Origin of the sequence: Actinomycetospora sp. NBRC 106375, assembly GCF_030269665.1 — a bacterium.
Lineage (GTDB): Bacteria > Actinomycetota > Actinomycetes > Mycobacteriales > Pseudonocardiaceae > Actinomycetospora.
In genome coordinates this window covers 265127-288427 of the sequence record NZ_BSTS01000010.1, presented here as the reverse complement: position 1 = coordinate 288427, position 23301 = coordinate 265127, and the positions used below count along the sequence as shown (strand labels likewise).

Annotated in this window: 22 protein-coding genes and 1 pseudogene; 9 read left to right on the top strand and 14 right to left on the bottom strand. The window is 76.4% G+C overall.

Annotation, left to right across the window (positions count from 1 at the left end):
* A pseudogene (locus QSK03_RS18785) lies at nt 1–214 on the top strand (alcohol dehydrogenase); the annotation flags it as partial.
* Nucleotides 215–324: 110 nt separating this feature from the next.
* A complete protein-coding gene (locus tag QSK03_RS18780) occupies nt 325–1122 on the top strand; it encodes an enoyl-CoA hydratase/isomerase family protein (protein ID WP_285655019.1) in 798 nt (265 codons plus the stop codon).
* A gap of 5 nt (nt 1123–1127) precedes the next feature.
* Here QSK03_RS18780 and QSK03_RS18775 read toward each other — a convergent pair whose 3' ends face one another.
* Nucleotides 1128–1466, bottom strand: coding sequence for an MmcQ/YjbR family DNA-binding protein (locus QSK03_RS18775; protein WP_285655017.1), 339 nt, complete (start codon nt 1464–1466; stop codon nt 1128–1130).
* Between the two features lie 63 nt (nt 1467–1529).
* On the opposite strand from QSK03_RS18775, the gene QSK03_RS18770 reads away from it, so the two are divergent.
* Nucleotides 1530–2114: a TIGR03086 family metal-binding protein gene (locus QSK03_RS18770; protein WP_285655015.1), complete on the top strand. Its 585-nt coding sequence runs from the start codon at nt 1530–1532 to the stop codon at nt 2112–2114.
* The gene (locus QSK03_RS18765; RefSeq protein WP_285655012.1) at nt 2111–2755 is read left to right on the top strand and encodes a polysaccharide deacetylase family protein; all 645 of its coding nucleotides are present in this window, start codon (nt 2111–2113) and stop codon (nt 2753–2755) included. Before QSK03_RS18770 ends, QSK03_RS18765 begins: the two co-directional genes overlap by 4 nt.
* 6 nt (nt 2756–2761) lie before the next feature.
* On the opposite strand, the gene QSK03_RS18760 is transcribed toward QSK03_RS18765, so the two are convergent.
* Complete coding sequence (locus QSK03_RS18760; protein WP_285655010.1) at nt 2762–4021, bottom strand: AI-2E family transporter; 1260 nt, start codon at nt 4019–4021, stop codon at nt 2762–2764.
* A gap of 88 nt (nt 4022–4109) precedes the next feature.
* On the opposite strand from QSK03_RS18760, the gene QSK03_RS18755 reads away from it, so the two are divergent.
* Complete coding sequence (locus tag QSK03_RS18755; protein ID WP_285655008.1) at nt 4110–5042, top strand: YhjD/YihY/BrkB family envelope integrity protein; 933 nt, start codon at nt 4110–4112, stop codon at nt 5040–5042.
* 12 nt (nt 5043–5054) lie between these two features.
* Nucleotides 5055–5573, top strand: a complete 519-nt coding sequence (locus QSK03_RS18750) for a DUF1269 domain-containing protein (RefSeq protein WP_285655006.1) — start codon at nt 5055–5057, stop codon at nt 5571–5573.
* A 62-nt stretch (nt 5574–5635) separates the two neighbouring features.
* Here QSK03_RS18750 and QSK03_RS18745 read toward each other — a convergent pair whose 3' ends face one another.
* The 6 genes from QSK03_RS18745 to QSK03_RS18720 form a co-directional block, all read right to left on the bottom strand.
* A complete protein-coding gene (locus QSK03_RS18745) occupies nt 5636–5851 on the bottom strand; it encodes a DUF8691 family protein (RefSeq protein ID WP_285655003.1) in 216 nt (71 codons plus the stop codon).
* 136 nt (nt 5852–5987) lie between these two features.
* The gene (locus QSK03_RS18740; protein WP_285655001.1) at nt 5988–8684 is read right to left on the bottom strand and encodes a winged helix-turn-helix domain-containing protein; all 2697 of its coding nucleotides are present in this window, start codon (nt 8682–8684) and stop codon (nt 5988–5990) included.
* 119 nt (nt 8685–8803) lie between these two features.
* The gene (locus tag QSK03_RS18735; protein ID WP_285654998.1) at nt 8804–11539 is read right to left on the bottom strand and encodes a winged helix-turn-helix domain-containing protein; all 2736 of its coding nucleotides are present in this window, start codon (nt 11537–11539) and stop codon (nt 8804–8806) included.
* Nucleotides 11540–11543: 4 nt separating this feature from the next.
* The gene (locus tag QSK03_RS18730) at nt 11544–12830 is read right to left on the bottom strand and encodes an MFS transporter (RefSeq protein WP_285654996.1); all 1287 of its coding nucleotides are present in this window, start codon (nt 12828–12830) and stop codon (nt 11544–11546) included.
* A 23-nt stretch (nt 12831–12853) separates the two neighbouring features.
* Nucleotides 12854–15499: a winged helix-turn-helix domain-containing protein gene (locus tag QSK03_RS18725; protein ID WP_285654994.1), complete on the bottom strand. Its 2646-nt coding sequence runs from the start codon at nt 15497–15499 to the stop codon at nt 12854–12856.
* Nucleotides 15500–15746: 247 nt separating this feature from the next.
* Complete coding sequence (locus QSK03_RS18720) at nt 15747–18116, bottom strand: arylsulfatase (protein WP_285654992.1); 2370 nt, start codon at nt 18114–18116, stop codon at nt 15747–15749.
* Between the two features lie 187 nt (nt 18117–18303).
* On the opposite strand from QSK03_RS18720, the gene QSK03_RS18715 reads away from it, so the two are divergent.
* Entirely contained in the window at nt 18304–18540 is a 237-nt protein-coding gene (locus QSK03_RS18715) for a DUF8691 family protein (protein WP_285654989.1), read from the top strand.
* A gap of 3 nt (nt 18541–18543) precedes the next feature.
* Here QSK03_RS18715 and QSK03_RS18710 read toward each other — a convergent pair whose 3' ends face one another.
* The 4 genes from QSK03_RS18710 to QSK03_RS18695 are packed head-to-tail and all read right to left on the bottom strand — an operon-like array spanning nt 18544 to nt 20122.
* Nucleotides 18544–18807 (bottom strand): DUF3040 domain-containing protein, encoded by a 264-nt coding sequence (locus QSK03_RS18710; RefSeq protein WP_285654987.1) that lies wholly within the window; start codon nt 18805–18807, stop codon nt 18544–18546.
* Complete coding sequence (locus tag QSK03_RS18705) at nt 18807–19043, bottom strand: hypothetical protein (RefSeq protein ID WP_285654985.1); 237 nt, start codon at nt 19041–19043, stop codon at nt 18807–18809. Before QSK03_RS18705 ends, QSK03_RS18710 begins: the two co-directional genes overlap by 1 nt.
* Nucleotides 19040–19636: a potassium channel family protein gene (locus QSK03_RS18700; protein WP_285654981.1), complete on the bottom strand. Its 597-nt coding sequence runs from the start codon at nt 19634–19636 to the stop codon at nt 19040–19042. The genes QSK03_RS18705 and QSK03_RS18700 overlap by 4 nt, the downstream gene beginning before the upstream one ends.
* Before the next feature lie 21 nt (nt 19637–19657).
* Complete coding sequence (locus tag QSK03_RS18695; RefSeq protein ID WP_285654978.1) at nt 19658–20122, bottom strand: DUF7144 family membrane protein; 465 nt, start codon at nt 20120–20122, stop codon at nt 19658–19660.
* Nucleotides 20123–20340: 218 nt separating this feature from the next.
* Here QSK03_RS18695 and QSK03_RS18690 point away from each other — a divergent pair, with 218 nt between their 5' ends.
* Nucleotides 20341–21843 carry an MFS transporter gene (locus tag QSK03_RS18690; RefSeq protein ID WP_285654976.1) on the top strand — a complete coding sequence of 501 codons (1503 nt, stop codon included), beginning with the start codon at nt 20341–20343 and terminating at the stop codon, nt 21841–21843.
* 4 nt (nt 21844–21847) lie between these two features.
* On the opposite strand, the gene QSK03_RS18685 is transcribed toward QSK03_RS18690, so the two are convergent.
* Nucleotides 21848–22297, bottom strand: a complete 450-nt coding sequence (locus QSK03_RS18685) for a DUF5709 domain-containing protein (RefSeq protein ID WP_285654973.1) — start codon at nt 22295–22297, stop codon at nt 21848–21850.
* A gap of 30 nt (nt 22298–22327) precedes the next feature.
* On the bottom strand, nt 22328–22738 hold the full coding sequence (locus tag QSK03_RS18680) for a DUF5313 family protein (RefSeq protein ID WP_285654970.1): 411 nt from the start codon (nt 22736–22738) through the stop codon (nt 22328–22330).
* 76 nt (nt 22739–22814) lie between these two features.
* On the opposite strand from QSK03_RS18680, the gene QSK03_RS18675 reads away from it, so the two are divergent.
* Complete coding sequence (locus tag QSK03_RS18675) at nt 22815–23291, top strand: MarR family winged helix-turn-helix transcriptional regulator (RefSeq protein ID WP_285654968.1); 477 nt, start codon at nt 22815–22817, stop codon at nt 23289–23291.
* Nucleotides 23292–23301 lie beyond the last annotated feature (10 nt).

Below are 23301 nucleotides of genomic sequence, written 5' to 3'. Positions count from 1 at the left end.
GCCGCCGCTGGACTACCAGCGCCACCTGTTCGGTGAGCGCAGCCTGCGCAGCGTCACCTCGAACACCCGCGCCGACGCCCGGGCGTTCCTGCGCGTCGCCGCCGAGCACCACCTCGAGGTGACGACCACGTCCTACCCGCTCGAGCGGGCCGGCGACGCGCTGGCGGACCTCGCCGGCGGTCGGATCACCGGCGCGGCGGTGCTGGTGCCCTGAGGCCGCGCCAGGTCGCCCGCCGGCGGTGATCGAGGTGGCTCTTCTGACGTTGAGCGTCAGCGTGGACGCCACACTGACAACACCCCGTGCGTCGCGCAGGATCGCGGGCCATGACGACCCCTCCCGTGACGGTCGCGGTGGACGACGCCGGTCTCGCCGTGGTGACCATCGACCACCCGCCGCTCAACCTCTACGACATGGCGGTCCACGCCTCCCTGCGCGACGCCGTGGCCGAGCTGGAGCGCGCGCAGCCGCGGGCGGCGCTGATCCGGGCGGAGGGGAAGGTCGTCAGCGGCGGGGTCGACGTCAAGCAGATCTTCCACCCTCTGGCGCAGGCCGGGGACGTCGAGGGCGGCACGGGCATGTTCGCCGAGCTGGTCGAGACCGGGCGGCGCCTGCACCACCTGCCCTTCCCGACGGTCTTCGCCGCGCACGGGCTGACCCTGACCTGGGCCTTCGAGGTCGCGCTCGCCTGCGACCTCATCGTGGCGACGCCGCGGGCGTCGTTCGGGCTGATCGAGGCGACGGTCGGGCTGACCCCGGCGATGGGCGGGACGCAGCGCCTCGCCGCCCGGGCCGGGATCGGGCGGGCCCGCTACTTCGTGATGACCGCGGGCCGCTTCGGCGCCGAGGAGATGGAGCGCTGGGGCGTCGTCGACCGGTTGATCCCCGAGGACGGTTTCGACGACGCCGCGCGGGCCCTGGCGGCGTCACTGGCCGCGGGTCCGACCCGGGCGCACGCCGCCACCAAGGAGATCCTGCGCGCGTTCGCCGAGGACGGGCTCGAGGCGGCCAACGAGGTCACCCCGCGGGCCGCCGGCGACCTGTTCTCGACCACCGACCTCGCGGACGCGATGACCTCGTTCGTCGAGCAGGGCCACGGGAAGGCGACCTTCCGGGGCGCGTGAGGAGGTCACTCCTCGAGGCGCATCCGCCAGGCGTCGGTGATCAGCTCGCCGAGCCGGGAGACGTCGACCGGCGGCAGGCGCAGGAGCACCAGTGGGAGCCGGTCGTAGGGCGCGGTGAGGAAGAACAGATCGGGCTCGCCGAGCGCCAGGGCCTGCCGCTCGGCGTCGTCGCCGACGTAGAGGACCGCGACGTCGGTGCGCAGGACCCGGCGCCCGCTGCTGCGGTCGGGGTAGGACCAGACGAACCCGCGCCCGCGCACGCGGAAGTCGAAGCCGTCGGAGTCGATCTCCTCGACACCGTCGAGACCGAGAGCGAGACGGCGGACGTCGTGCACGTCGGCCATGACCGTTTTCTCTCACGCGGTCGCGGCGCGTGCCAGGGCGGGTGCCGTGCCAGGGTCGGTGTCGTGACAGGAGCCCATCCCGTGCCCGCCGACGCCCGCGTCCTGCTGCCCGGGGCCATCGACCGGTTCACCGCCCGCGTCCACGCCGTCGCCCCCGACCGGTGGGACGCCCCGACGCCGTGCTCGGCGTGGAGCGTGCGCGACCTCGTCAACCACCTGTGCTCCGAGCACGCGTGGGCTCCGCACGAGCTGGCCGGCGAGTCGATGGAGGAGGTCGGCGACCGCTACGACGGCGACCTGCTCGCCGACGACCCCGTGGGCGCCTGGGACAGGGCGGCGGCGCGCTCCCGCCCGCGCTGGACCGCCACGGCCGAGCACGCCCCGCGGGTGCACACGATCTTCGGCTGGATCCCGGTCGAGGAGTACGCCGAACAGATGCTGCTCGACCTCACGGTGCACGAGTGGGACCTCGCCCGCGGCGCCGGGCTGGACGAGCGCGTGGACCCGGCCGGGGTCGAGCGCGCGCTGGCCTACCTCGACGGCACCCCGGTCATGCTCTCCGGCCCCGGGCTCTTCGCCGACCCGGTGAGCCCGCGCGGCACCGAGCCGCAGGACGTCCTGCTCGCGCGCGTGGGCCGCCGTTCGTGATCCCCCTCGCGCAGGCCGTGGGCCCCGTGCTGCGGGGCCGGGTGCTCTTCGCCGTGCCCACCCGGACGCCGCGGTTCGCGCTGACGGTCGACGACGGCCCCGACCCCGCGACGACGCCGGCGCTGCTCGACGTCCTGGCGCGCCACGGTGCCCGTGCGACGTTCTTCCTCCTCGGCGAGCGGGTCGAGCGCCACCCGGACCTCGCGCGCCGGGTCGTCGACGCGGGCCACGAGCTCGGCAACCACACCTGGCGCGACGAGCCGACCTGGCAGCTCCCGGAGGCCGCGTTCCGCGCGAGCCTGGGCGCCACCCAGGAGCTCCTCGGGGCGCTCGGTCCGGTGCGCTGGTTCCGGCCGGGCTCCGGGTGGCCGACCGCGCCGCACCTCGCGATCGCGCGGGAGACCGGGCTGCGCTGCGCGCTCGGCAGCGCGGTGGCCGTCGCCGGTTCCGGGGCCGGGACGGCGGGCACGGCACCGTGGCTCGACGCGGTCGTCCGGCGGGGGTCGGTGCTCGTGCTGCACGAGGGTGCCGGACGCGCGGCCGTCGCGGCGACGACCGCGGGCCTCCTGGCCCGGACCACCCGTCGCGGCCTGACCGCGGTCACCCTGTCGGACCTGGCCCACCCTGACCCACGGCGCTGACTGCGCTCACACCGGCTGCGCGGCCTCCGGCGGTCCCGGCCTGCGGGGGGTGGGCGGGACCTCGGGATCGGTGTCGGGCTCGGCCTCGGCCTCGCCGTCGGCCCCGTCGGTCCCGTTGGCTCCGGCCTTCGCGTCCCGGCGCTTCTGGCGCCGCGCCTCCTTCTCCGGATCCGGGCTCGCCGCCCCGATCAGCGCGTCGACCCAGCGGGCCCGGGGGTCGCAGTCGACCAGGACGGCCTTGACCAGCAGCGTCGCGGGGATCGCCAGCAGGGCGCCGAGGCCGCCGAGGATCCACGCCCAGAACAGCAGCGCCACGAACGTGATCGTCGTGGAGAGCCCGACGGCGTCGCCGGTGAAGTGCGGCTGGATGAGCGACTGCACGATCGCGTTGAGGATGCAGTAGACGATCAGCACCGCGAGACCCAGCTGCCAGCCGCCGACGAGCAGCCCGAGCAGCGCGGGCGGGATCACGCCGATGATGAAGCCGATGTTGGGGATGAAGTTCGTGATGAACGAGAGCAGCCCCCACAGGATGACGAGCGGGATGCCCATGATCGCGAGAGCCACCGAGTCGAGCACCGCGACGATCAGCCCGAAGACGGCGGTGACGACGAGGTAGCGTCGCGTGCCCCACGCGAAGCTCAGCAGCGCGTCGACCATGTGCGGCCGGTCGGCGCCGATCGCCTCGAGGCGCCGACTCGCGCCCCCGGCCTCGGCGATGAGGAACAGCAGCAGCGCGAGGATGAACACCAGGCTCGTCAGCGCCCCGCTCAGGCCTGAGAGCACACCTCCGACGGCGTTGAGGACCTGGCCGACGTTGATCGACGACGCCGCCGACCGCGCCTGGTTCGGGTCGAAGCCGACCTTGGCGAGCGCGGTGGTCACCGAGTGGGTCAGCGCGTCGATCTGCTGGGAGTACTGCGGGATGAGGCCCACGAGCCGTCCCACCGACGCCACGAGCACCCCGACCAGCCCGATGACGATCCCGAAGATCACGATGACGAGCGCGAGCACGGTCGACCAGGCGGGGAAGCCGACGCGACGCATCCACCCCTGGAGCGGGGCCACGGCGATCACGATCACGAGCGCGAGCAGGATCGGCGCGACCAGCCAGGCGGCCGCCTGGAGACCGGCGATGATCACGACGATCGCGGCCGCGCCGAGCAGCAGCATCAGGTCGCGGGGGATGCCGGCCCGCGCACCGGTGGCGGACGTGTCCGCCGGTGGGTCGGTGCCGGCGCCGGGCGCCGAGGTGGGAGTCGACATGCCCCGGACGGTAGGAACGCGGCCCGGTGTCCGGCTCACCCGCACGGGGTGAGTGCTCCGGGACGCCCGCTGCCTAGCGTGGCCGGGGATGACCACGTCCCCGCCGAGCGCGCCCGCGGACGAGGTCCCGCCACCCTGGCGCGACCGGCTGCGGAGTACGCGCACGCGGTACGAGAGCTCGCACCTCGGGCGGCTCCAGCGCCGGATCGTGGAGGTCCAGCTCACCAAGCAGGCGCTGATCCTGGCCGCGCTGGCCTTCATGCTCGTGGTGCCGGCGCTGGTCACGCTCGCCGCGGTGATGCCGTTGGGGCGCCCGGGCGGGGCGCTCGAGGGATTCGTCCGGCGTGCCGGGCTCACGCCCCAGGCCACCCACGACCTCCAGCAGCTCTTCCCCACGACCACGACGGTGTCGGGCGCCACGACGAGCATCGGGCTGGTGCTGACGGTGATCCTCACGGTGCGGTGGCCCCTGGCCCTCCAGCGCGGCTACGAGCTCGTGTGGGGTCTGCCGCACCGGGGCGTGCGCTCCCTGTGGCGGCCGCTCGCCTGGCTCGGCGGCTTCCTCGTGTTCGCCGGGGCGCTGGCGGTCGTCGAGCCCGTGGTCGACCGGGACGCGCGGCTCGTGCTCGTGGTGGTCGTCGGCACGCCGCTCGCGGTCGCGTGGGCGTGGTGGACCCAGCACCTCCTGCTCGCCGGGCGGGTCGCGTGGGCGCGTCTGCTGCCCGGCGCGATCCTCATCGGGATCGGCCTGGTCGCCCTGCGGCTCGCCGCGACGGTCGTGCTCTCGCCCGGCATCACCTCGCACTACCGGCAGTACGGCCCGCTGGGCATCGTCTTCGTGATCCTCTCCTGGCTCGTCTCCTTCGGCGTGGTCATGCTCGGCGGCGCGCTGGTGGGCCACTTCGTCGCGGTCGGCAGGCTCGGCGTCCCGGTCACGCCGTCACCCGGCGGGGATGAGGCCCGAGCCGACGGTCCGGACGAGAGTCCGGGCGAGCCGACCGCACCGGCTCCCGGTATCTGAGGAGGACGACCGATGGCGACGTTGACGGCGTGGAAGTTCCCGACCCCGGAGGGGGCGGAGGAGGCCCTCGCGACGCTCGAACGGCTCCAGAAGGAGGAGCTCATCAGGGTGGAGGACGCGGCCGTCGTGAGCTGGCCCGCCGACCGGAAGCGGCCGAAGACGCGCCAGCTGCACAACCTCGTGGGCGCCGGCGCCCTCGGCGGGAGCTTCTGGGGCATGCTCTTCGGCCTGATCTTCTTCGTGCCGCTGCTCGGCCTGGTCGTCGGCGCCGCGGCGGGCGCAGCCGCGGGGTCGATGAACGATGTCGGGATCGACGACGACTTCATCGACGACGTGCGCTCGAAGGTGACGTCCGGGACGTCGGCGCTGTTCGCGCTGACGTCGAACGCCGTGACCGACAAGGTGGCCGAGGCGTTCCGGGGCCACCACGGCGAGCTGCTGCACACCAACCTCTCCAGCGAGCAGGAGGCGCAGCTGCGCGAGGTGTTCGCCGAGAGCGACGCCGAGGACCCGGCGTCGGTCAAGGCCTGAGCACGACCGATCACCGCCCGCCGGTGGGGGACCGCCCCCGCCGGCGGGCTCCTTTGTGCCGGTCACCCCTCGTCGGGGTCCTGGGTCTGCCGCAGGGAGACGAGCTCGAGCCCGAGCGACTGGATCCGGTCGAGCACGCCGTGGACGTCGTCGTCGTCCTGCGACCAGCCCGTGAGGACGGTCTCGGCCGGCACCTCCTCGACCGCGAGACCGGGGAAGGCGGCCCGGGCCCGGTCGGACAGCCGGCCGCTGACCCGGATCTCGAAGCGTCCCGCCACGGCCGTCTCCTCGCCGCCGGGGTGACCCCGGCGGCCACCGTCCACCGCGATCGTCGCGGCCGGCACCCCTCGGCGGCCTCATCCCGGCCAGGTGAACGGCACCCGACAGCAGGCCGAACACCGCGCGCGGGCCGGCTCAGACCAACAGCCCGCGCTCCTGCGCGCGTGACACGGCGCCCCGGCGGGTCGAGACCCCGAGCTTGGCGTAGATCGACCGGATCTGGGTCTTCACGGTGTTCACCGAGACCACGAGCTCCTGGGCCATCGACGGCGCGTCGAGCAGGGACGGGAGCAGCCCGAGGACGATCAGTTCCCGCTCCGAGAGCGGGGGCGCCGCGTGGGTGGTGACCGCCGCGCAGGCCGTGGCCACCCGGGCGTCGAACGGCGCGCCCCCGGCCGCGTCCCGCTCGAGGAGCAGGGCCCGGGTCCGGGGCCCGGCGAGGGTGAACGGCCGGAGGAGGTCGCGCGGGCGGGCGGCGTCGAGGGCGGCGGCGAGGGCCGTGCCGGCCCGGACGGCATCGTTGCCACGCAGCGCGGCCTCGGTCTCCACCAGAGCGGCCTCGACGGCGAGCGTGGCGGGCGCGCGGGTGCCCCGGGACAGGGGGAGCGCCGCGGTGCGGGCCGCCTCCCACCGCCCGGTCGCGGCCTCGGACCACGCCCGCATCAGCTCGCCCTCCCGGCCGCCGCCCGCGCGCCGGGCCAGCCACGCCGCGACCTCGCCGGCGGCCCGCAGGTTGCCGAGCAGCAGCGCGTCCCGGTGCTCCAGCAGCGCGAGGGCGCGGGCGACCGGGCCCGGCAGCGCCGCGTCCCCGAGCGCGAGGCGGGCGGCCCGGGCCTCGGCCACGCCCTCGCCGCGACGGCCGAGGTCGCCGACCGCCGCGCCGTGCACGGCGTGCAGGGCGTAGCGGTCGGCCGCCGCGAGCGCCCCGTGGTCCGCCAGCGCCTCGGCGCACCGGTCGGCGGCGCGGTCGGGTGCGCCGCGCAGCAGGTCGGCCCAGGCCAGCAGGGCGACGGTCCGCGCGGACGGGACGGACCCTCCGCGCGGGGGCCGCGGTCCGCGCCGGCCGGCGTCCAGGGCCGCGTCGGCGGCGGCCGCCACGCCCGCGGGGTCGCCCTCGACCACGGCCGCGAGCGCCAGCTCGGCGAACGCGCCCGCCGCGAGGCCGGCGAAGCCCCCGGTGCGGGCCCGGGCCAGCGCGCGGTGCAGCTCCACGCGGGCCTCGGCGGCATCGCCGGGCGGGGCCGCGGCGAGCAGCGCCGTGCCGCGGGCGAGGTGCAGCAGGCCGGCCGTGGCGGGGTCGCCCGGCACCGCGACCGCGTGCGCCGCGGTCCCCGTGTCGAGCCCGTCGGCCGTGGCCACCGGGTCCACCGGGTCCGCCCGGTTCCCCGTGTCCACCGCGGGCGGGAGCCCGGCCGCGACCCCGAACAGCTCGGTCGCCGCGCTCAGCGCCTCGAGCTCCGGGTCCGCGCCCGGCTGCACGGCTCGCACGGCTCGCACGGCCCGGGCCCGCCGCAGCTGGGCGGACGCGGCGGCGGGCTCGCCCGCCTCGAGATGGGCGAGCGCGGCGATCAGCGGGAGTCGCGGGTCGCCGCCCGTCGTCGCGGTGTCGGGGGTCCCGAGCCCCCGCAGCGCCCGGCGCACCGCGGGGAGCTCGCCGTGCAGCAGGAGCGGGACGCCGACGCGGCCCAGCAGCGCGGCGGTGAGGTCGGGGTCCTCGGCCCGCTCGGCATGGCGCAGGGCGTGTGCCGGCTCGCCGTGCTCGGCCCACCACCGCGCCGCGACGGCGTGCTGTCGACGGAACCGGGCCGGCCGGCTGCGGGCGAGGTCCGCGGCGAGGTGCGAGCGGAGGAGGGCGTGCACGTGATGCTCGCCGGGCTCGCCGGTCCGGCTGCGCTCGATCATGCCGAGCCCGTGGGCGATCTCCGCGAGCCGCCGGGCGATGTCGGCGTGGCCGCTCAGGGCGACCGCCAGGGGGTCCGGGAGCCGGCGGCAGACGCTGAGGTCGCCCAGCAGCTCGTGGTCGTTCGCGGGCAGACCGTCCAGCATCTCGCCGCCGAGGTAGTCGGCGACCGAGCGCTCGTCGCCGGAGAAGCGGGCGAGGAAGGCGCGGGTCCCCTCGGCGCCGCCGTCGCGGCGCAGCGCGAGCACGGCGAGCCGCAGCCCGGCCGCCCAGCCCTCGGTACGCCGGTGCAGCGTCGCGGCCTCCTCGGCGTCGAGGAGGACCCCGCAGGCGGCCGCGAGGGCGGCGGTGTCCTCGGCGCTGAACCGCAGACCGTCGGCGCGGAGCTCGCGCAGCCCGTCGTCGAGGCGGAGCCGGGGCAGGCCGACGGCCGGGTCGGAGCGCGCCGCGAGCACGAGGCGCACCCCGGCGGGGCGGTGGCGCACCAGCCGGGCGAGCGCCCGGCTCCCGGTGGTCCGGGTGGCGAGGACGTGGACGTCGTCGAGGATGAGACGGATCGGGGTCGGCAGTGCCGCGAGCCCGTCGAGCAGGGCGTCCACGGTCTCGTCCTCCGCGGTGACCAGGTCGTCGAGGCGGTGCAGCGGGCTGTCGGCGGGCACCGCGCCGGAGCCGAGGACCGCGGCGAGCACCGCCGACCAGAACCGGTCGGGGTCGGCGTCGTCCCGGTCGAGGCCCACCCAGGCGGTCGGCGTGCCGTCGCCGTGGTGGGCCCACTCGGCCAGCAGGACGGTCTTCCCGCTCCCCGCGGGGGCGATCACCGCGACGAGCTGCCCGGCGTCGGCGGCCTCCAGGCGCTGCCACAGCGCCGGTCGGGGGACGCACCACGCCGGCAGCGACGGCACGGCCGTCCTGCTCGCGGGAATCCGGACCATCTCGGGCGACCTCCGTCTCGCTGCTCGCGCAGACACGGAGCGTGTCGCGCGGGCGGGTGAGACGGCGTCCTACCGAGAGGATGAGGCGAATGGGGGAGGATGATCCGCGCTCCGGTCACTCAGAGCAAACCGAGGAGGCGTGCGCGGTGGACGGCTTCCCGGCGGCCGGTCACGCCGAGCTTGCGGTACACGGCCCGGTGGTGGGTCTTCACGGTGTTCACCGAGACGTAGAGCTCGGCCGCGATCTCGGTGTTCGACAGGGTGCTCGCGAGGTAGCGCAGCATGGTCGCCTCGCGCCCGGTGAGGGGTTCGGCGAGGCCGGGCCGGCGTGCTCCCGGCTCGGGGGGTGTGCCGGTGAGCCGCTCGAGCAGGTCGACCGCGAAGGAGGCGGCCCCGCTGCCGCGGTCGACGCGCCGGCGCAGGACGACGGTGACCGCCGGCTCGGCGAGGAACGGCCGGCGCAGCCCGTGCGGGGCGGCGGCCAGCAGGGCGTTCTCCAGCAGATCGGTCGCGCGGTCCGCGAGGCCGGTGTGCTCGGCGACGAGGGCGGCGACGACGCCCGCACCCGCCCGCACCCGGGGCAGCGGGCTCGCCGCCGTCCCGCCCAGGAGCCCGTCGATCTCCGCGATCTCGCCGACGTCCGCGGAGCCGGCCAGGTGCAGGCGCAGCCGGGCCGCCGCGACACGGCCCTCCGCGGTGCGGGGCGCGCCGAGGCGGGCGGCGAGCGCCCGGGCCGCCTCCGGGTTGCCGCTGCGGGCGAGGAGCCCGGCCTGGCCCAGCGTCCACCGCTCGGCCAGGGGACGCGGCGGTACCCACGACCCCGCCCGCGCGCCGGCGGCCCGGAGCACGGCGAGCGCCTCCTCCCGGTCACCGGTGGCCTCGCGGAGGGCGGCGAGCGCCAGGGAGCGGGCGAGCAGGACGTGCGGCTCGGGGGCGAGCTCCTCGACGTCGGCGAGCCGCGCGAGCCAGTCGTCCGCGCCGCCGAGCTCGTCGCGGTCGACGCTCACCCGGGCCAGCGTGAGGTAGGCGGGCCCGACCTGGGGGGTGCGCTCCCAGCCGGACCCGCCGGCCGCCGCGATCACGTCGTGCGACCGCTGCACGGCGGTGTCGAGGTCGCCGCGCTCGCACGCCAGCAGGGCGAGGTGGGCCGCGGCGTTGACGCGGGGGAGCGTGGGTGGGCGGCCGGCGCCCGACTCGTCCACCGTCGTCCGGAGGTGGCGATCCGCGGCCTCGAGGTCGCCGGTCCAGAGCTCGGCGGTGCCGAGGTTGGCGAGCACGACGGCCGGGACGATCGCGGGCTCGAGCACGCCCCAGCCGTCGAGCAGGCCCACGTCGAGGGGCACGGACCGGTACGCGCTGGCCACCGCGGCGAGGTCGCCCTCCGCGCGGGCGCGGGCGCCCTCGATGAGCCCGTGGTAGACCGCGAGCCGCCGGCGGCGGTTCTCGTCGAGCGCCCCGGCGCCCCGGCGCGCGGCGGCGACGAGCTCGCTGACCCGGGTCGTGTCGCCGCCGACCACCCGCGCGCCCGCCAGCGCCGTCGCCAGCTCGGGGCGGCCGAGCAGCACCGGGTCGGGGACGTCGTCGAGGACGCGGGCGACCTCGTCGGCGGAGCCGCGCAGCACGAGCGGGACCACGTGCCCGCCCGCCACCTCGGCGGCGAGCGACCAGAGCTCGCCGCGGACCGCGGAGCGCAGCGCCTCGAGCGGCATGCCCTCCCGGCGGAACCACTCCGCGGCCCGGCGGTCGCGGTCGCGCCGGGTCCGCCGGGGGACCGGGCGGGCCCGCAGGAGGTCGAGCACCAGCCGGTGGAGCCGGTACCAGCGCCCCGGGTGGTCGAGGGCCTGCACGAACAGGTGCGACGCCGAGAGCTCGGCCAGCCGCTGCTCGCCGTCGTCGCGCCCCGTCAGGGCGTCGGCGAGGTCGGCGCACACGAGGTCGACGACGCTGATGCACTCGAGGAAGTCGACGAGGTCGGGGGGCTGGCGACCGAGGACCTCCTCGAGCAGGTAGCCCGACACGCTGTGGGCGTCGCCGGAGAACGCCGCGACCGCCGCGTCGACGTCCGGGCGGGTCGCGAGGTCGAGGGCGGCCAGGCGCATCCCGGCCGCCCAGCCGCCGGTGCGGGCGACCATCTCGCGGACGTGGCCGGCCTCGGCGGGCACCCCGAGCTGGGCGAACAGCGCCGCCGCCTCGTCGTCGCGGAACGCGAGCTCGTCGGGCCGGACCTCGGCGAGCAGGCCCGCGAGCCGCAGCCGGGTGAGGGGCCACGGCGGGTCCCGCCGGGTGGTGGCGACGAGCGCGAGCGCGGGCACCGGGCGCTCCGCGAGGCCGCGCAGGCCCTCGTGGACGGCGGGGGAGGACACCTCGTGGAGGTCGTCGAGGACGAGCACGACCGGCCGCTCCGCCTGCCACAGGGCGTGGGCGAACACCCCGGGCAGCTCCTCGGGGGCGGTGCCGCGCCCGCCGAGCCGGCGCAGGGCCGCCGCGGTGGCCGCGCCGGCGCGGGGCCCGACGGCACGGGCGAGCGCCGCCCAGAAGGTCGCGGGGTCGTCGTGCGCCGGGCCCAGCGTCACCCAGGCCGCCTCGCGCCCGCCCGCGCCCGTGGCGAGCCACGAGCCCACGAGCAGCGTCTTGCCCCATCCCGCCGGACCGACGACGAGGGTCACCGCCGCCTCGGCGGTGGCGCGGTCGAGCAGCGCCTGCAGGCGCGGTCGGCCGACGACGTGGGTCGCGACCGGCGCGGCGTGCTCCGGGTCGCTGCGCCGGGCGAGCGGATCGGGACCGGCGGGGCGGGGCGGGGTCGTCCAGGGCCCCTCGATGACCGGTCCGTGGGGCTCGGCGGGGGAGGTCACCACGGCGCTACCCCCCGCTCCCGGCGGGCTCGGCAGGCCCGGCGGTCCCCGCGCCGGCGACCGGCCGGTCGGGGAGGTCGGGCCCGACCGCTGCCCGGTCGTCGCGATAGGTCCGTCCCGCCCGCGCGAAGGCCGCGGCCGCCGCGACCCCGAGCCCGGCCACGAGGGCGAGCGCGGTGCCGAGCCCGAGGGCGTCGGCGAGGGCGCCGGTGAGCACCGGGCCGACCGCGAGGCCCAGGAGGTTCTGGGCCACGACCAGCACCGAGACCGCGGTCGCGCGGACGCCGGGCTGCGTCACGTCGACCACCGCGGCGGCCGCGGGCCCGACCGCCGCCGTCACCGCCGCCGACCCGAGCACGACGAGGACGAGCTGGCCCGGGCCGGCCGCCACCACGGCGAATGCCGGCACGAGCAGTGCGCTCGCCGCGAGCCCCGCGAGGAGCGGTGTGCGCAGCCGGGCGTGCGGGTCGCGACGCGCCGACCGGTCGGCGAGCAGGCCCGCGACCACCGTCCCGACGACCCCGGCCAGCATCACCACCGCCGCGAGGCCGCCCGCCCGCGCGGGGGCGAGGTGGAGCTCGCGCTCGAGGAGGGTCGGCAGCCACGTGTAGAGCGACGAGGCGATCACGAGCAGGAGCGCCATGCCCGCGACCGTCGCGACGACGGTCCGCGTGCGCAGCACGCCCGCCACGGCCCGGGGGCCGCGCGCGACGGCGGGCACAGTCGGGTAGTCCCGCACCCGCAGCACGGCGAGGGCGAGCAGCAGGCCGGGCACGGCCAGGACCCCGACGGCCCAGCGCCAGCCCCACACCGCGGCGACCGCGCTGCCGAGGGCCATCCCCACGACCGTCCCGAGCGGGCCCGCGGCCTGGAACGCGCCCAGCACGGCGGCGCGCCGCCGCGCCGGGAAGAGGGTCGCGAGCAGCGCGCCGCCCGCGGGGCCGTAGCCGGCCTCGCCGGCCCCCACCCCGATCCGCGCGGCGAACAGCGCGGCGGGGGACGCGGCGAGCCCCGACGCCGCCGACGCCGCGCTCCACACCGTGCCCATGACCGCGATGGCGCGCACCCGGCTCCACCGGTCGACGAGGGAGGCGACCGGCAGGGCCCCGACGGCCACCGTCAGGGTCACCACCGACACGAGCGCCCCGAGGACCGTGTCGTCGAGCCCCCAGTCCTGGCGCAGGTAGGGGAAGGCGGCCACGAGGACCTGGCGGTCGGCGAAGTCGAGGAGCATGAGCCCGCAGAGCAGGGCGAGCACCGCTCGGGGCGGGCCCGTCCCGTCCGTCCCGTCCATCCCGCCAGTCCCGTCCGGCCGGGTCATCCCAGGAGACCCTGCTCGTGGGCGACGAGCACGGCGTCCCGGCGGGTCGTGACGCCGAGCTTGCCGTAGAGGGCCCGGACGTGCGTCTTGATCGTGTTGATCGAGACGTCCAGGTCGCCCGCGATCTCGTCGAGGCTCTCCAGCGACGGCAGGCGGGCCAGGACGTCGTGCTCCCGCCCGCTGAGGGCGATCCCGGCCGTCGACGCGGCGCCGGCGGCCAGCGCCCGGGCGACGAAGCCGGCCCGGGCCGCCCCGGCCGCGAGCTCGTCGACGAGCAGCGCGCGCACCGCCCCGTCGGCGTGCGCGAACGGGCGCAGGGCGTCGAGCGGCTCGGCGAGGTCCACGGCGCGGCGCGCCGCGGTCCGGGCGCCGGGCCGGTCCTCGCGCGCCAGGCGCCCGCGGCTCTCGACCAGCCAGGCCTCGACCTCGAGGGCGTCCGGCGTGGGTCGCGACCGCCGGGCCAGCAGGGGCGCCACGGCCTGGCGGGCCGCGACGTGGTCGCCCGCTGCCGCTGCGGCCCCGGCGCGCATCAGGGCGGCGGCCGGTCCGAGGGGCACACGGCCGGCGAGCCAGGCGGCGACGGCCACCGCCGCGGTCGGGTGGCCGAGAGCGACCGCCGCGCGGTGCTCGAGGAGCGCCGCGACCTCCGCGAGGGCCGTCGGGACGGGGACGTCGCCCAGCTCGGCCCGCGCGGCCTGCAGCTCGAGGAGTCCGGACGCCCGGTCGCCCAGGTCGAACGCCGCCCCGCCCCGGGCGGCGCGCAGCGCGAACCGCACCGCGGCGAGCGGGGCGGCCCCGGAGGTCGCGGAGGCCGCGGCGGTGCCGCCGTCGTCGTCGCCGAGCGCCCCGCCCGCCGTGGTCCGTGCCCGCGCGGGGTCGCCGCGCAGCAGCGAGGCGTGGGCGTCGACCGCCCGGGCCGGCGCCGTCCACGGCGCGGCCGCCGGTCCGTCCGCGTCGGCGGCCGCGAGCACCCGCTCGGCCGTCTCCCCGGCCCGGGGCACGTCGCCTGCCGCCCACAGGGCGACGGCGAGCAGTCCGCGGCCGCGGTGCGCCAGCACGTCGAGACCCTGCCGGTGCGCCAGCGCGAGACCGGCCCCGAGCTCGGCACGGGCCCGTCCCGGGTCGTCGGCGAGCAGCGCAGCCGCGCCGCGCCCGACGCGCACCGCCGCGGCGAGGGCCGGGTCGGCGGGGACGCGCTCGGTCCCCGTGACCGGCACCCGGCGTCCCAGCATCCGCTCGGTGGCGGTGCGGAAGGCGACGGTGTCGGCCGTGTTTGCCGTGTTTGCCGGGTCAGCCGTGTCGGCTGTCTCGGAGTCGCGGACCGGGCGCGCGCGCCGTGCGCGGCGCAGGGTGTCACGAACGCCGGCCGCGTCCCCGCGGGCGAGCTGCACGTGGACGTAGGCGGTCGCGAGACGGAGATCCCGACGGCCCTCGGGCTCCGCGGCGGCGAGCGCCGCGGCGAGCGGCCCGTGCTCGCCGCGACCCGCGAGCCAGGGGCCCCAGCGCCCGATCAACCCGGCGAGGACCGCGGGGTCGCCGGACGCGGCGGCGTGCTGCAGCGCCCGCACGGGGTCGCCGTGCTCGGACCACCACCCGGCGGCCGTGGCCTGGAGCCCGGCCGCGACCGCCGGGCCGCGCCGCCCCAGGTCGGCCGCCAGGTACGAGCGCAGGAGCTCGGGCAGGTGGTACGGGTCGCCGCGGGCGCCGGTGCCCGCGACGAGGCCGGTGTCGCGGGCGAGCTCGTCGAGCAGCTGCGCGGCGTCCTCGCGCCCGGCGAGCGCCGCTGCGAGACCGGCCGGGACCCGCCCGGCCACGCTGGTGCGCCGCAGCACCTCGACGTGCGGGGCCGCGAGCCCGCCGAGGACCTCGTCGACGAGGTAGTCGGCAACGGGCCGTTCGTCGCCGGAGAAGGACGCGAGGAAGCGGTCGGGGTCCGGGTGGTCGCGCAGCGACAGCGCGGCCAGGCGCAGGCCCGCCACCCAGCCGCCGGTCCGCTCGTGCAGCGCGGCGAGCTGCGCGGGGTCGAGCGCCAGCCCGCAGGCGTCGACGAGCGCCGCCGTCTCGTCGGGCGAGAACTGCAGCTGGGCGGCCCGCAGCTCGGTGACGCGCTCCTCGAGCCGCAGCCGCGGCAGCGGCAGCGCCGGGTCCCGCCGGCCGGCGAGCACGAGCCGCAGCCCCGGGCGGGCGTCGCGCACGAGCATCTCCAGCCCGCGCCGGGAGAGCGGGTCGGTGACGTGCTGGACGTCGTCGAGCACGAGCCGCACCGGGGACGGCAGGCACGCGAGCGCCTCGGCCAGCTCGCCGAGGAACTCCGGGGCCACCGTCGACCGGGAGACGACGAGGCGGTGCAGCCGGCTCGACGGGGGCACTGCCGGCAGCGCGGCGAGGGCCGCGAGCACGGCGTTCCACAGCCGTCGCGGATCGCGGTCCTCGGGCTCCAGGCGCACCCAGGCCGTGCCCCGCCCGTGGTCGTCGCCGACCCACGAGGCGAGCAGCGAGGTCTTCCCGAAGCCCGGGGGCGCGGACACCAGCACGAGGTCGCGGTCCGCGCCGCGGGCGAGGGCAGCCTCCAGGTCCCGGCGCCGGACGTACTCGGCCGGGATCACCGGTGGACCGATCCGCGACCGGCCGACCTGGGCCATGCGGCGTCCTCTCCGGGTCGTGACGCGCGCCGTCGCGCCGATGCGGTGGTCGTCCGTTCGCCCGGGTGGTCGACGCCACGGACGCTGACCTCGATCACGATAGGATCTGCGGGATCGGCCCGGAAGCAGGCAACTCCCTGGTTCGGAGCGGCTACAGGACGCACACGCGCGGGCGTTCGGAGCAGTGCGCCACGGCGCGGAAGTGCCCGGTCACGGGTGGTCCCGTTGTGCGCGATCAGCCCGCGGTCTACTGGCGTGCGATCGCGACGCGGAGCCGCTCCTCGGGGTCGACGTAGTGATCGTGGTCGTCCTTGCCGACGTCGAGCTGCACCCAGTGGATCCGCCCGGTGAACCGGCTCGTCGGGCCGGTGTAGTCCGGGCTGACCGGCGTGCCCTCCTCGCGGCCGATGTCGGTGGTCTCGTCGGCCGAGAAGATCATCGGCTGGGTCATCTCGACCCGCCCGGTCCCGGCGGCGGCGCCGTCGACCCACAGCGACACGTCGCCGCCCTTGGCCAGGCCGCCCCCGTCGTAGGCGAGCTCGGCCCGCACCTGGTGCACCCCGGCCGGCACCGGGTCGCCGGCGCGCGTCGTGAAGATCCGGATGCCGAGCACGTTGTAGCAGAACGTCAACCGGCCCTCGTGCAGGTAGACCGCCCACCCGCCGAACCGCCCGCCCTGGGCGATGAGGACGCCCCGCGCGCCACCGGCCGGGACGTCGACCTCCGCCGTCACGGCGTACGAGCGGTTCTTGACGTTGACCACGCTGTTCTCGGAGAGCCGCCCCATCCCCGGGAAGAACAGCTGGGAGTCGCCCTGGATCAGGGTCGGGCGGCCGGCGAGGGTCGGGTTGATCCTCTCCGAGAGGCGGTCGTCCAGGGGGAGCACGCCGTACTTGGTGGCCTCGATGAGCCAGAGCCGCTGCAGGCCGGCGAGCACCTCGGGCCTCTCCGCGGCGAGGTCGCGGGCCTGGCTGTGGTCGCTGTGGCCGTCGTAGAGCTCCCAGACGTCCTCGTCGAAGGGCGGCGGCTGGTGGCCGACCATGAGCCAGGGCGTGCGGTGCTTGGTCACCGCGCTCCAGCCCCGGTGGTAGATGCCGCGGTTGCCGGCCATCTCGAAGTACTGCAGGTCGTGGCGCTCCGGGGCGTCCGGCTCGGTGAAGGTGTCGAGCATGCTCGTGCCCTCCATCGGGGACTGCAGCACGCCGTTGACGGTCGTCGGCTCCGGGATGCCGGCGGCCTCGAGAACGGTCGGGGCCAGGTCGATGACGTGGGTGAACTGCGAGCGCACGCCACCGGGGCCCGCGGTGCCCCGCGGCCAGTGCACGACCGTGCCGTTGCGGGTGCCGCCCCAGTGGGACGCGACCTGCTTGGTCCACTGGAACGGCGTGCACATCGCCGAGGCCCAGCCCACCGCGTAGTGGTTGTAGGACGTCGGCGACCCGAGCTCGTCCATCGTGCTGCGCAGGAACTCGGGGGTCTCGAGGCCGGCCATCCCGTTGAAGTTGGCCATCTCGTTGAACGCGCCGTTGATCGTGCCCTCGGCGGAGGCCCCGTTGTCGCCGACGATGTAGAAGATCAGCGTGTCGTCCAGGATCCCCAGGTCCTCCAGGGTGTCGACGAGGCGGCCGACCTGGTGGTCGGTGTGCTCGAGGAACCCGGCGTAGACCTCCATCTGCCGGGCCAGCACGGGCTTGAGCTCGTCGGGCATGTCGTCCCAGGCCGGGATCTCGGCGCACCGGTCGGTGAGCTCGGCCTCCGGCGGGATCACCCCGGCCGCCTTCTGGCGGGCGAAGGTGCGCTCGCGCGCGACGTCCCACCCGTCGTCGAACTCGCCGCGGTAGCGGTCGGCCCACTCCCGCGGCACGTGGTGGGGGGCGTGGGTCGCGCCGGGCGCGAAGTACACGAAGAAGGGCCGCTGGGGCATGAGCGCCTTCTGCTGGCGCATCCAGCCGGTGGCGCGGTCGGCGAGGTCCTCGGTGAGGTGGTAGCCCTGCTCGGGAGTGGCGGGCGGTTCGACCGGTGTCGTGCCCTCGTAGAGCGACGGCTCCCACTGGTTGTTCTCGCCGCCGATGAACCCGTAGAACGTCTCGAAGCCCCCGCCGCCGGTCGGCCAGCCGTCGAACGGGCCCATCGGCGAGGTCTGCCAGGCCGGTACCTCGTGGCACTTGCCGAACTGCGCGGTCGAGTAGCCGTTGAGCTTCAGCGTCATCGCCAGCGGGGCCTTCGTGTTCGGCCGCAGCGAGGTGTAGCCCGGTGCCGCCGTCGCGGCCTCGGTGACGCTGCCCATGCCGACCGAGTGGTGGTTGCGGCCGGTGAGCAGCGCCTGGCGGGTGGGCGCGCACAGCGCGGTGGTGTGGAAGCGGTTGTAGCGCAGACCCCGGGTCGCGAGCCGGTCGGCGGTGGGGGTGCGGCACGGGCCGCCGAACGTCGACGAGGCGCCGAACCCGACGTCGTCGAGCAGGACGACGACGACGTGGGGAGCGCCGGACGGGGGGAGCAGCGGCTCGATCGGGGCGAAGGACGTGTCGGGGTCCTTCGCGTCGTACGTCGTGAGCCCGGGGGCCGGCCGGTCCGGGATGGGCAGCATCGCGCGGACGTGGCGGTCGGGTGAGCTCATCGTGCGATCTCCTGGAGGTCGCGGGGCACCGGCGGCCCCTCTCGCTCCCGACCGTCGACGTCGGCGGGTCGTCGCGGATCACCCGGGCCGGATGAACGACGTCCACCCGACGGTCCGGCCACCCTGGGCGGGTGAGGCCGGGCCGACCCGCGGGCCGCCAGGGTGGGGGTGAGCCCGGGGAGGACGGATGACGGACCGGTTCTACGAGTTCCGCGTGGACGGGCGCCTGCCCGTCCAGGCCCGCGACGCGTTCTGCGACATGGACGTCGACGCCGATCCGGACGTCGGGCAGACGCGGCCCGGCGCGGTGCTGCGGGGCACGGTCGTGGACGACGCCCACCTGCACGGCATCCTCGAGCAGCTGCACCTGCTCGGGCTGCGGGTCGTGGCCGCGCACCCGGTGCCCGCCCGGCCCGAGGGGTGACGGTCAGCCGCGGCGGGGCCGCCGCAGGGGCACCCGGTACCGCAGGACGAGCAGCGTCGTCAGCGTGGCGACGATCAGTGCCTGACCCGGGAGGGCGAGCCAGAGCAGCCCGATCACCAGCAGCGCGCCGACGACGCCGCCGACCCAGGCGATGACCTGCTGCCGGCGGGAGTGACCCTCCCGCAGGAGGCGGTCGAGGTCCGGGTCGGCCCGGGTCAGCGCCCGCTCGGTCTCCTCGAGGGCGTGCCGTTCGGCGTCGTCGAGCATCACGCCACCTCCAACCCCTCGCCGAGTTCCCGGAGCACCCGGTGGTCGTGGTCGCGCGCGAGCACGTGCCCGACGCCGACGGCGATCGCCACCGGCCAGGCCACGACCTCCGCGGCGGCGAGGCCGCCGAGGACCACCACGAAGGCGAGGGTCCCGGTGGGCGGCCAGCCGACCGGCCCCAGCAGCGGCACGTCGACGTGCCACCCACGGCTCGGAGGGCGGATCGGTGTCGTCATCGCGACGGCTCCTCACGGTGGTCGGGGGCAGCGGGGGTGTCGGGGGTGTCGGGGGCGGGGTCGGGGGAGCTGCGCCGGGAGCGTCCGCGGCGGACCGCCTCGAGCACCGAGTTGACGAGCAGCCCGAGCACCAGCAGGTCGGCGACCATCTGGACGGTCACCAGGATGCGGGCCGTCGAGCTCACCGGGGCGATGTCGCCGAAGCCGACGGTCGCGAACACGGTCACGGTGAAGTACAGGCCGTCGACCCGGTCCAGGGACTCGGTGAACGTGTCGGGCCGCGCCGCGGCGACCACCACGTACGTCGTCGCGAAGAGGAGCAGGAACAGCGGGATCGCGCTCGCGAAGGCCTCCACGGCCCGCAGGCCCGGGTAGCGGGCGCCCACGATCGCGCGCAACTGCCAGACGATCATCGCGACCAGCGCGACGAACCCCGCCAGGAAGAGGACCAGCGTGCCGGTGTCCTCCTGCGGGTGCAGGGGCGCCGCGAAGTACACGACGACGAGGAGCGCGACGGTGGCCAGCGACCGCGTGAGGACCAGCGTGATCCGCCGCCACGACGGCGTCTCGGCGCCTCCGGCCTCCACGACCACCCCCGCGCTCCCCGTGCCGGATCAGCGGTCGGCGTCCTGGCCCCAGGTGACCATCAGCGCGTAGATCACGACGATGTCGAGCACGATCAGCACCAGCGACCAGAAGGGGTACGCCGGCATGAAGGCCAGCTGCACCACGGTGTTGATCGCCAGCAGGGTGATGCCGACTCCGCGGGCCCACCCCGGAGCGCTGCCGATGAGCGCCAGGCCGGTCGCCAGCACCAGGATGCCGATCAGGAGGTGGATCCAGCCCCACGCCGAGAGGTCGAAGAGCAGGACCCCGGCGCCGGTGAGCGTCACGTAGGTCGGCGAGAACAGGGCGAAGAAGCCCTCGACCACGGCGAACGCGCCGATGATCGTCATCATGACGCCCGCGAAGCGGACCCATCCCATCCAGGCGCCGGAGCGCGCCGGGGCGGACACCCCGTTCTCCGTCCGGGGCATCGAGGACCCTGTCATCGGGGTCGGGATCTGCTGTTCGGTCATGGTCTCCTCCAGACACACGTCGGATCGCTGTGGCGGAACGGTGCTCCCTGCGCCACGGCCGGACCTCACCCGCGACGGATGAGAGCGCCCGACCCGGCCGGGAGCCGCGTCCTCCGACCGTGGGCGCGCCCTCACCCGCGGCGGATGAGGCGCCCACCCCTCGGATCGCCCGAGACTGCGGACCGGCCGCGGGGAGTGGCGGGGAGAGGGAGGTCCGGATGGAGGTCACCGGGGCGACGACGGCCCGGGTCGGGCGTGCCGCGGCCGCCGGCGCGCTGGGCACGAGCTGCCTGTCGACGTTCGTGGTCAACGCGAACACCTCGGCGGTCAGCATCCTGTTGCCGTCGATCAGTGCCGACCTCGGCGCCTCGATCGACCTGCTGCAGTGGGCCGTGACCGGCTACCTGCTGGTCGGCGCGGCGACCATCGTCACCTCGGGCGTCCTGGGCGACGTCTTCGGGCGTCGCCGTCTCTTCGTCGCCGGGCTGGTGCTGTTCGTGGCCTCGTGCGTGCTCATCGCGCTCGCCCGCACCGGCGAGATGGTCGTCCTCGGCCGCGTCATCCAGGGCGCGGCGGGCGCCGGGATCCTCGCGACGGGGCTGTCCCTGCTCTCGGTCGCCACCGAGGGACAGGCGCGGATGCGGGCGGTCACGCTGTGGGGCGCGGCCTCGGCAGCGGGGGCCGCGGCCGGCCCGGTGCTCGGCGGCGTGCTCAACGAGGCCACCGGGTGGCAGGGCCTGTTCTGGCTCGACGCCGCCATCGCCGTGGTGTGCATCCCGTGGGTGATCGCGACCGTGCCGGAGTCCCGGGACCCGGACCGCCCACGCTCGGTGGACTACGCCGGCACGGTGCTGGTGGCCGCGATCCTCGCGCCCCTGGTCTTCGCCGTCACCGAGGGCGGCACGTGGGGCTGGGGCTCCGCGGCGACGATCGGCTGCTTCGTCGTCTCGGCGCTGGCGGTCGTCGGCTTCGTCCTCGTCGAGCGCCGGGTGACCGCGCCGCTGGTGGACCTCGCGCTGTTGCGCAACCTGCTGCTCGTCGTGTCGACGATCGCGATCCTCATCGGCGCCGGCGCGATCGCCGGGATCTCGTTCCTGATCAGCCTGTACTTCCAGAGCCCTGCGGCGTTCGGCATGAGCAGCCTGCAGGCCGGCCTCGCGTGCCTGCCGGTGGCGCTGGTGGTCGTGATCGCGGCGCCCGCCGTGGCCCCCCTGGCCCACCGCTTCGGGGGCCGCCCGGTGGTCGTCCTGGGCTTCCTGCTGCTCACCGGCGGCTTCGTCCTGCTGACCTTCGTGGGCGCCGGCTGGTCCTACCTCATGTTCCTGCCCGGACTGCTCGCCGTCGCGCTGGGCCTGAGCCTGTCCAACGGCCCCGCGTCGTCCGCCGCGACGGAGTCGGTGCCCCCGGCCCAGGTCGGCGCGGCCTCCGGGATCTCGAACATGGCCCGCTACGTCGGCGGCGCGGTCGTGACCGCGGTCGTCGCCGGGCTCTACACCTCGGTCGACGCGAACCAGACGGCCCAGGGAGCGTCCCCGCCCGACGCCCTCGCCACCGCGTTCTCGGCGTCCTGCCTCGCCCTGGTCGTCGTCAGCGCCCTCGGCATCCCGCTCGCCCGCCGCGCCGGGCGCAAGAAGAAGCCGACCTCGGTGGAGCTCGCCGCGGCCGCCGCGTCGATCAGCCACACGCTCCCCGTGCACGACGCGGTGCCGGTGCGAACGTGATCGCTCAGCGCTCGTCGTCCACCAGGTGGATCGCGGCCTCCTCGGCGCTGGCGCCCGCCCCGTCGACGCCGACGTCGTCGGCGTAGAAGTCCTCGCCGTCCTCCCGCAGGACCAGGCGCCCCGAGCGCGCCTCGCCGACCTCGTCGTCCCAGAGCTCGCCGTCCGTGTCGCTCGCGTCGCCGAGGCCGTCGTCGTCCTCGTCGTCGACGTCGTCGTCCGGGACCTCGCGACGCAGCCGGCCCGCGAGCGGCTCGCCCTCTTCCTCCTCCTCCTGCGTGGTGCCCCAGGCGTCGGTGCCCCACGGCTGCTCGTTGGGGGAGACGCCTTCGTCGAGCTGGTCGTCGAGGTCGCGGTCGTCGAGCGACTCGGCCTCGTCGAGCTGCTCGAGCGAGGTGTCGTCGACGGTGTCGGGGTCGTCGCCGCCGAGGGAGTCCGGGGTTTCGGGCGTGCTCACGGGGCACAGTCTGCCCCTCGCGAGAGCTGCTCAGGACCCCGGCGGTGTCCGGTAGCGGGCGGCGTAGCGCTCCGCGGCCGCGGCGTCACGGTCCGCGGTGCGCTCGGCCCGCGCGGCCGGTCCGGTGCCCGGCGGGTAACCGGCCTTGACCAGGCGGTGCTCGGCGGTCTCGTGCAGGTAGCTCACCGAGAAGATGAGGCCCATGATCGCCCCGCCGAGGGCGCACATCGTGCGCAGCCAGAGCGGGCCCGGGACGAAGACGATGATCGCGATGACGAACGGGGCGATCTGGACGACGGCGCGCAGGAGGTGGCGCACCCACCACGTGCGGCAGGTCGTGTCGTGCAGGACCCACGGCGCGCAGCGCGCGGGCAGCCCGCCGCCGTAGGCGTACCAGGGCCACTGCAGCGGGTTCGGTCGCGTGGCGTTCGGTCCGGGCACGTAAGCCTCCTTGCTTGGTGCCCCAAGGGTTTGCACACCATTAGTATGACCGTCATCGGGTCACGGGAGGAGTGGGATGGACGACAGCACGCGGGAGGCCACGCTCGAGAACATCGACCCGCTGGCCCTGGAGAACCAGGTCTGCTTCGCCCTCGCGGTCGCCGCCCGCACCGTGATCTCGGTGTACCGGCCGCTGCTGGAGCCGATGAACCTGACCCATCCGCAGTACCTGGTCATGCTGGCGCTCTGGGGTGAGGCGCCGCTGTCGGTGACGGAGCTGAGCCGTCGCCTGGAGCTCGATCCCGGCACCCTCTCGCCGCTGCTCAAGCGCCTCGAGGCGGCCGGTTACCTCACCCGGGGGCGCTCGCCGGGCGACGAGCGCACGCTGGCCGTGCGCCTGACCCCCGCCGGGGTCGCGCTGCGCGACCGGGCCGAGCGCATCCCGCCGGCGATCGTGGAGCGCCTGGACATGGGCCTCGACGAGCTGCGCGACCTGCACGGGGCGCTCACCGAGGTGATCGCTGCGGCCCGGCGGGCGCAGTCCCGTTCTTGACAACCTCCCG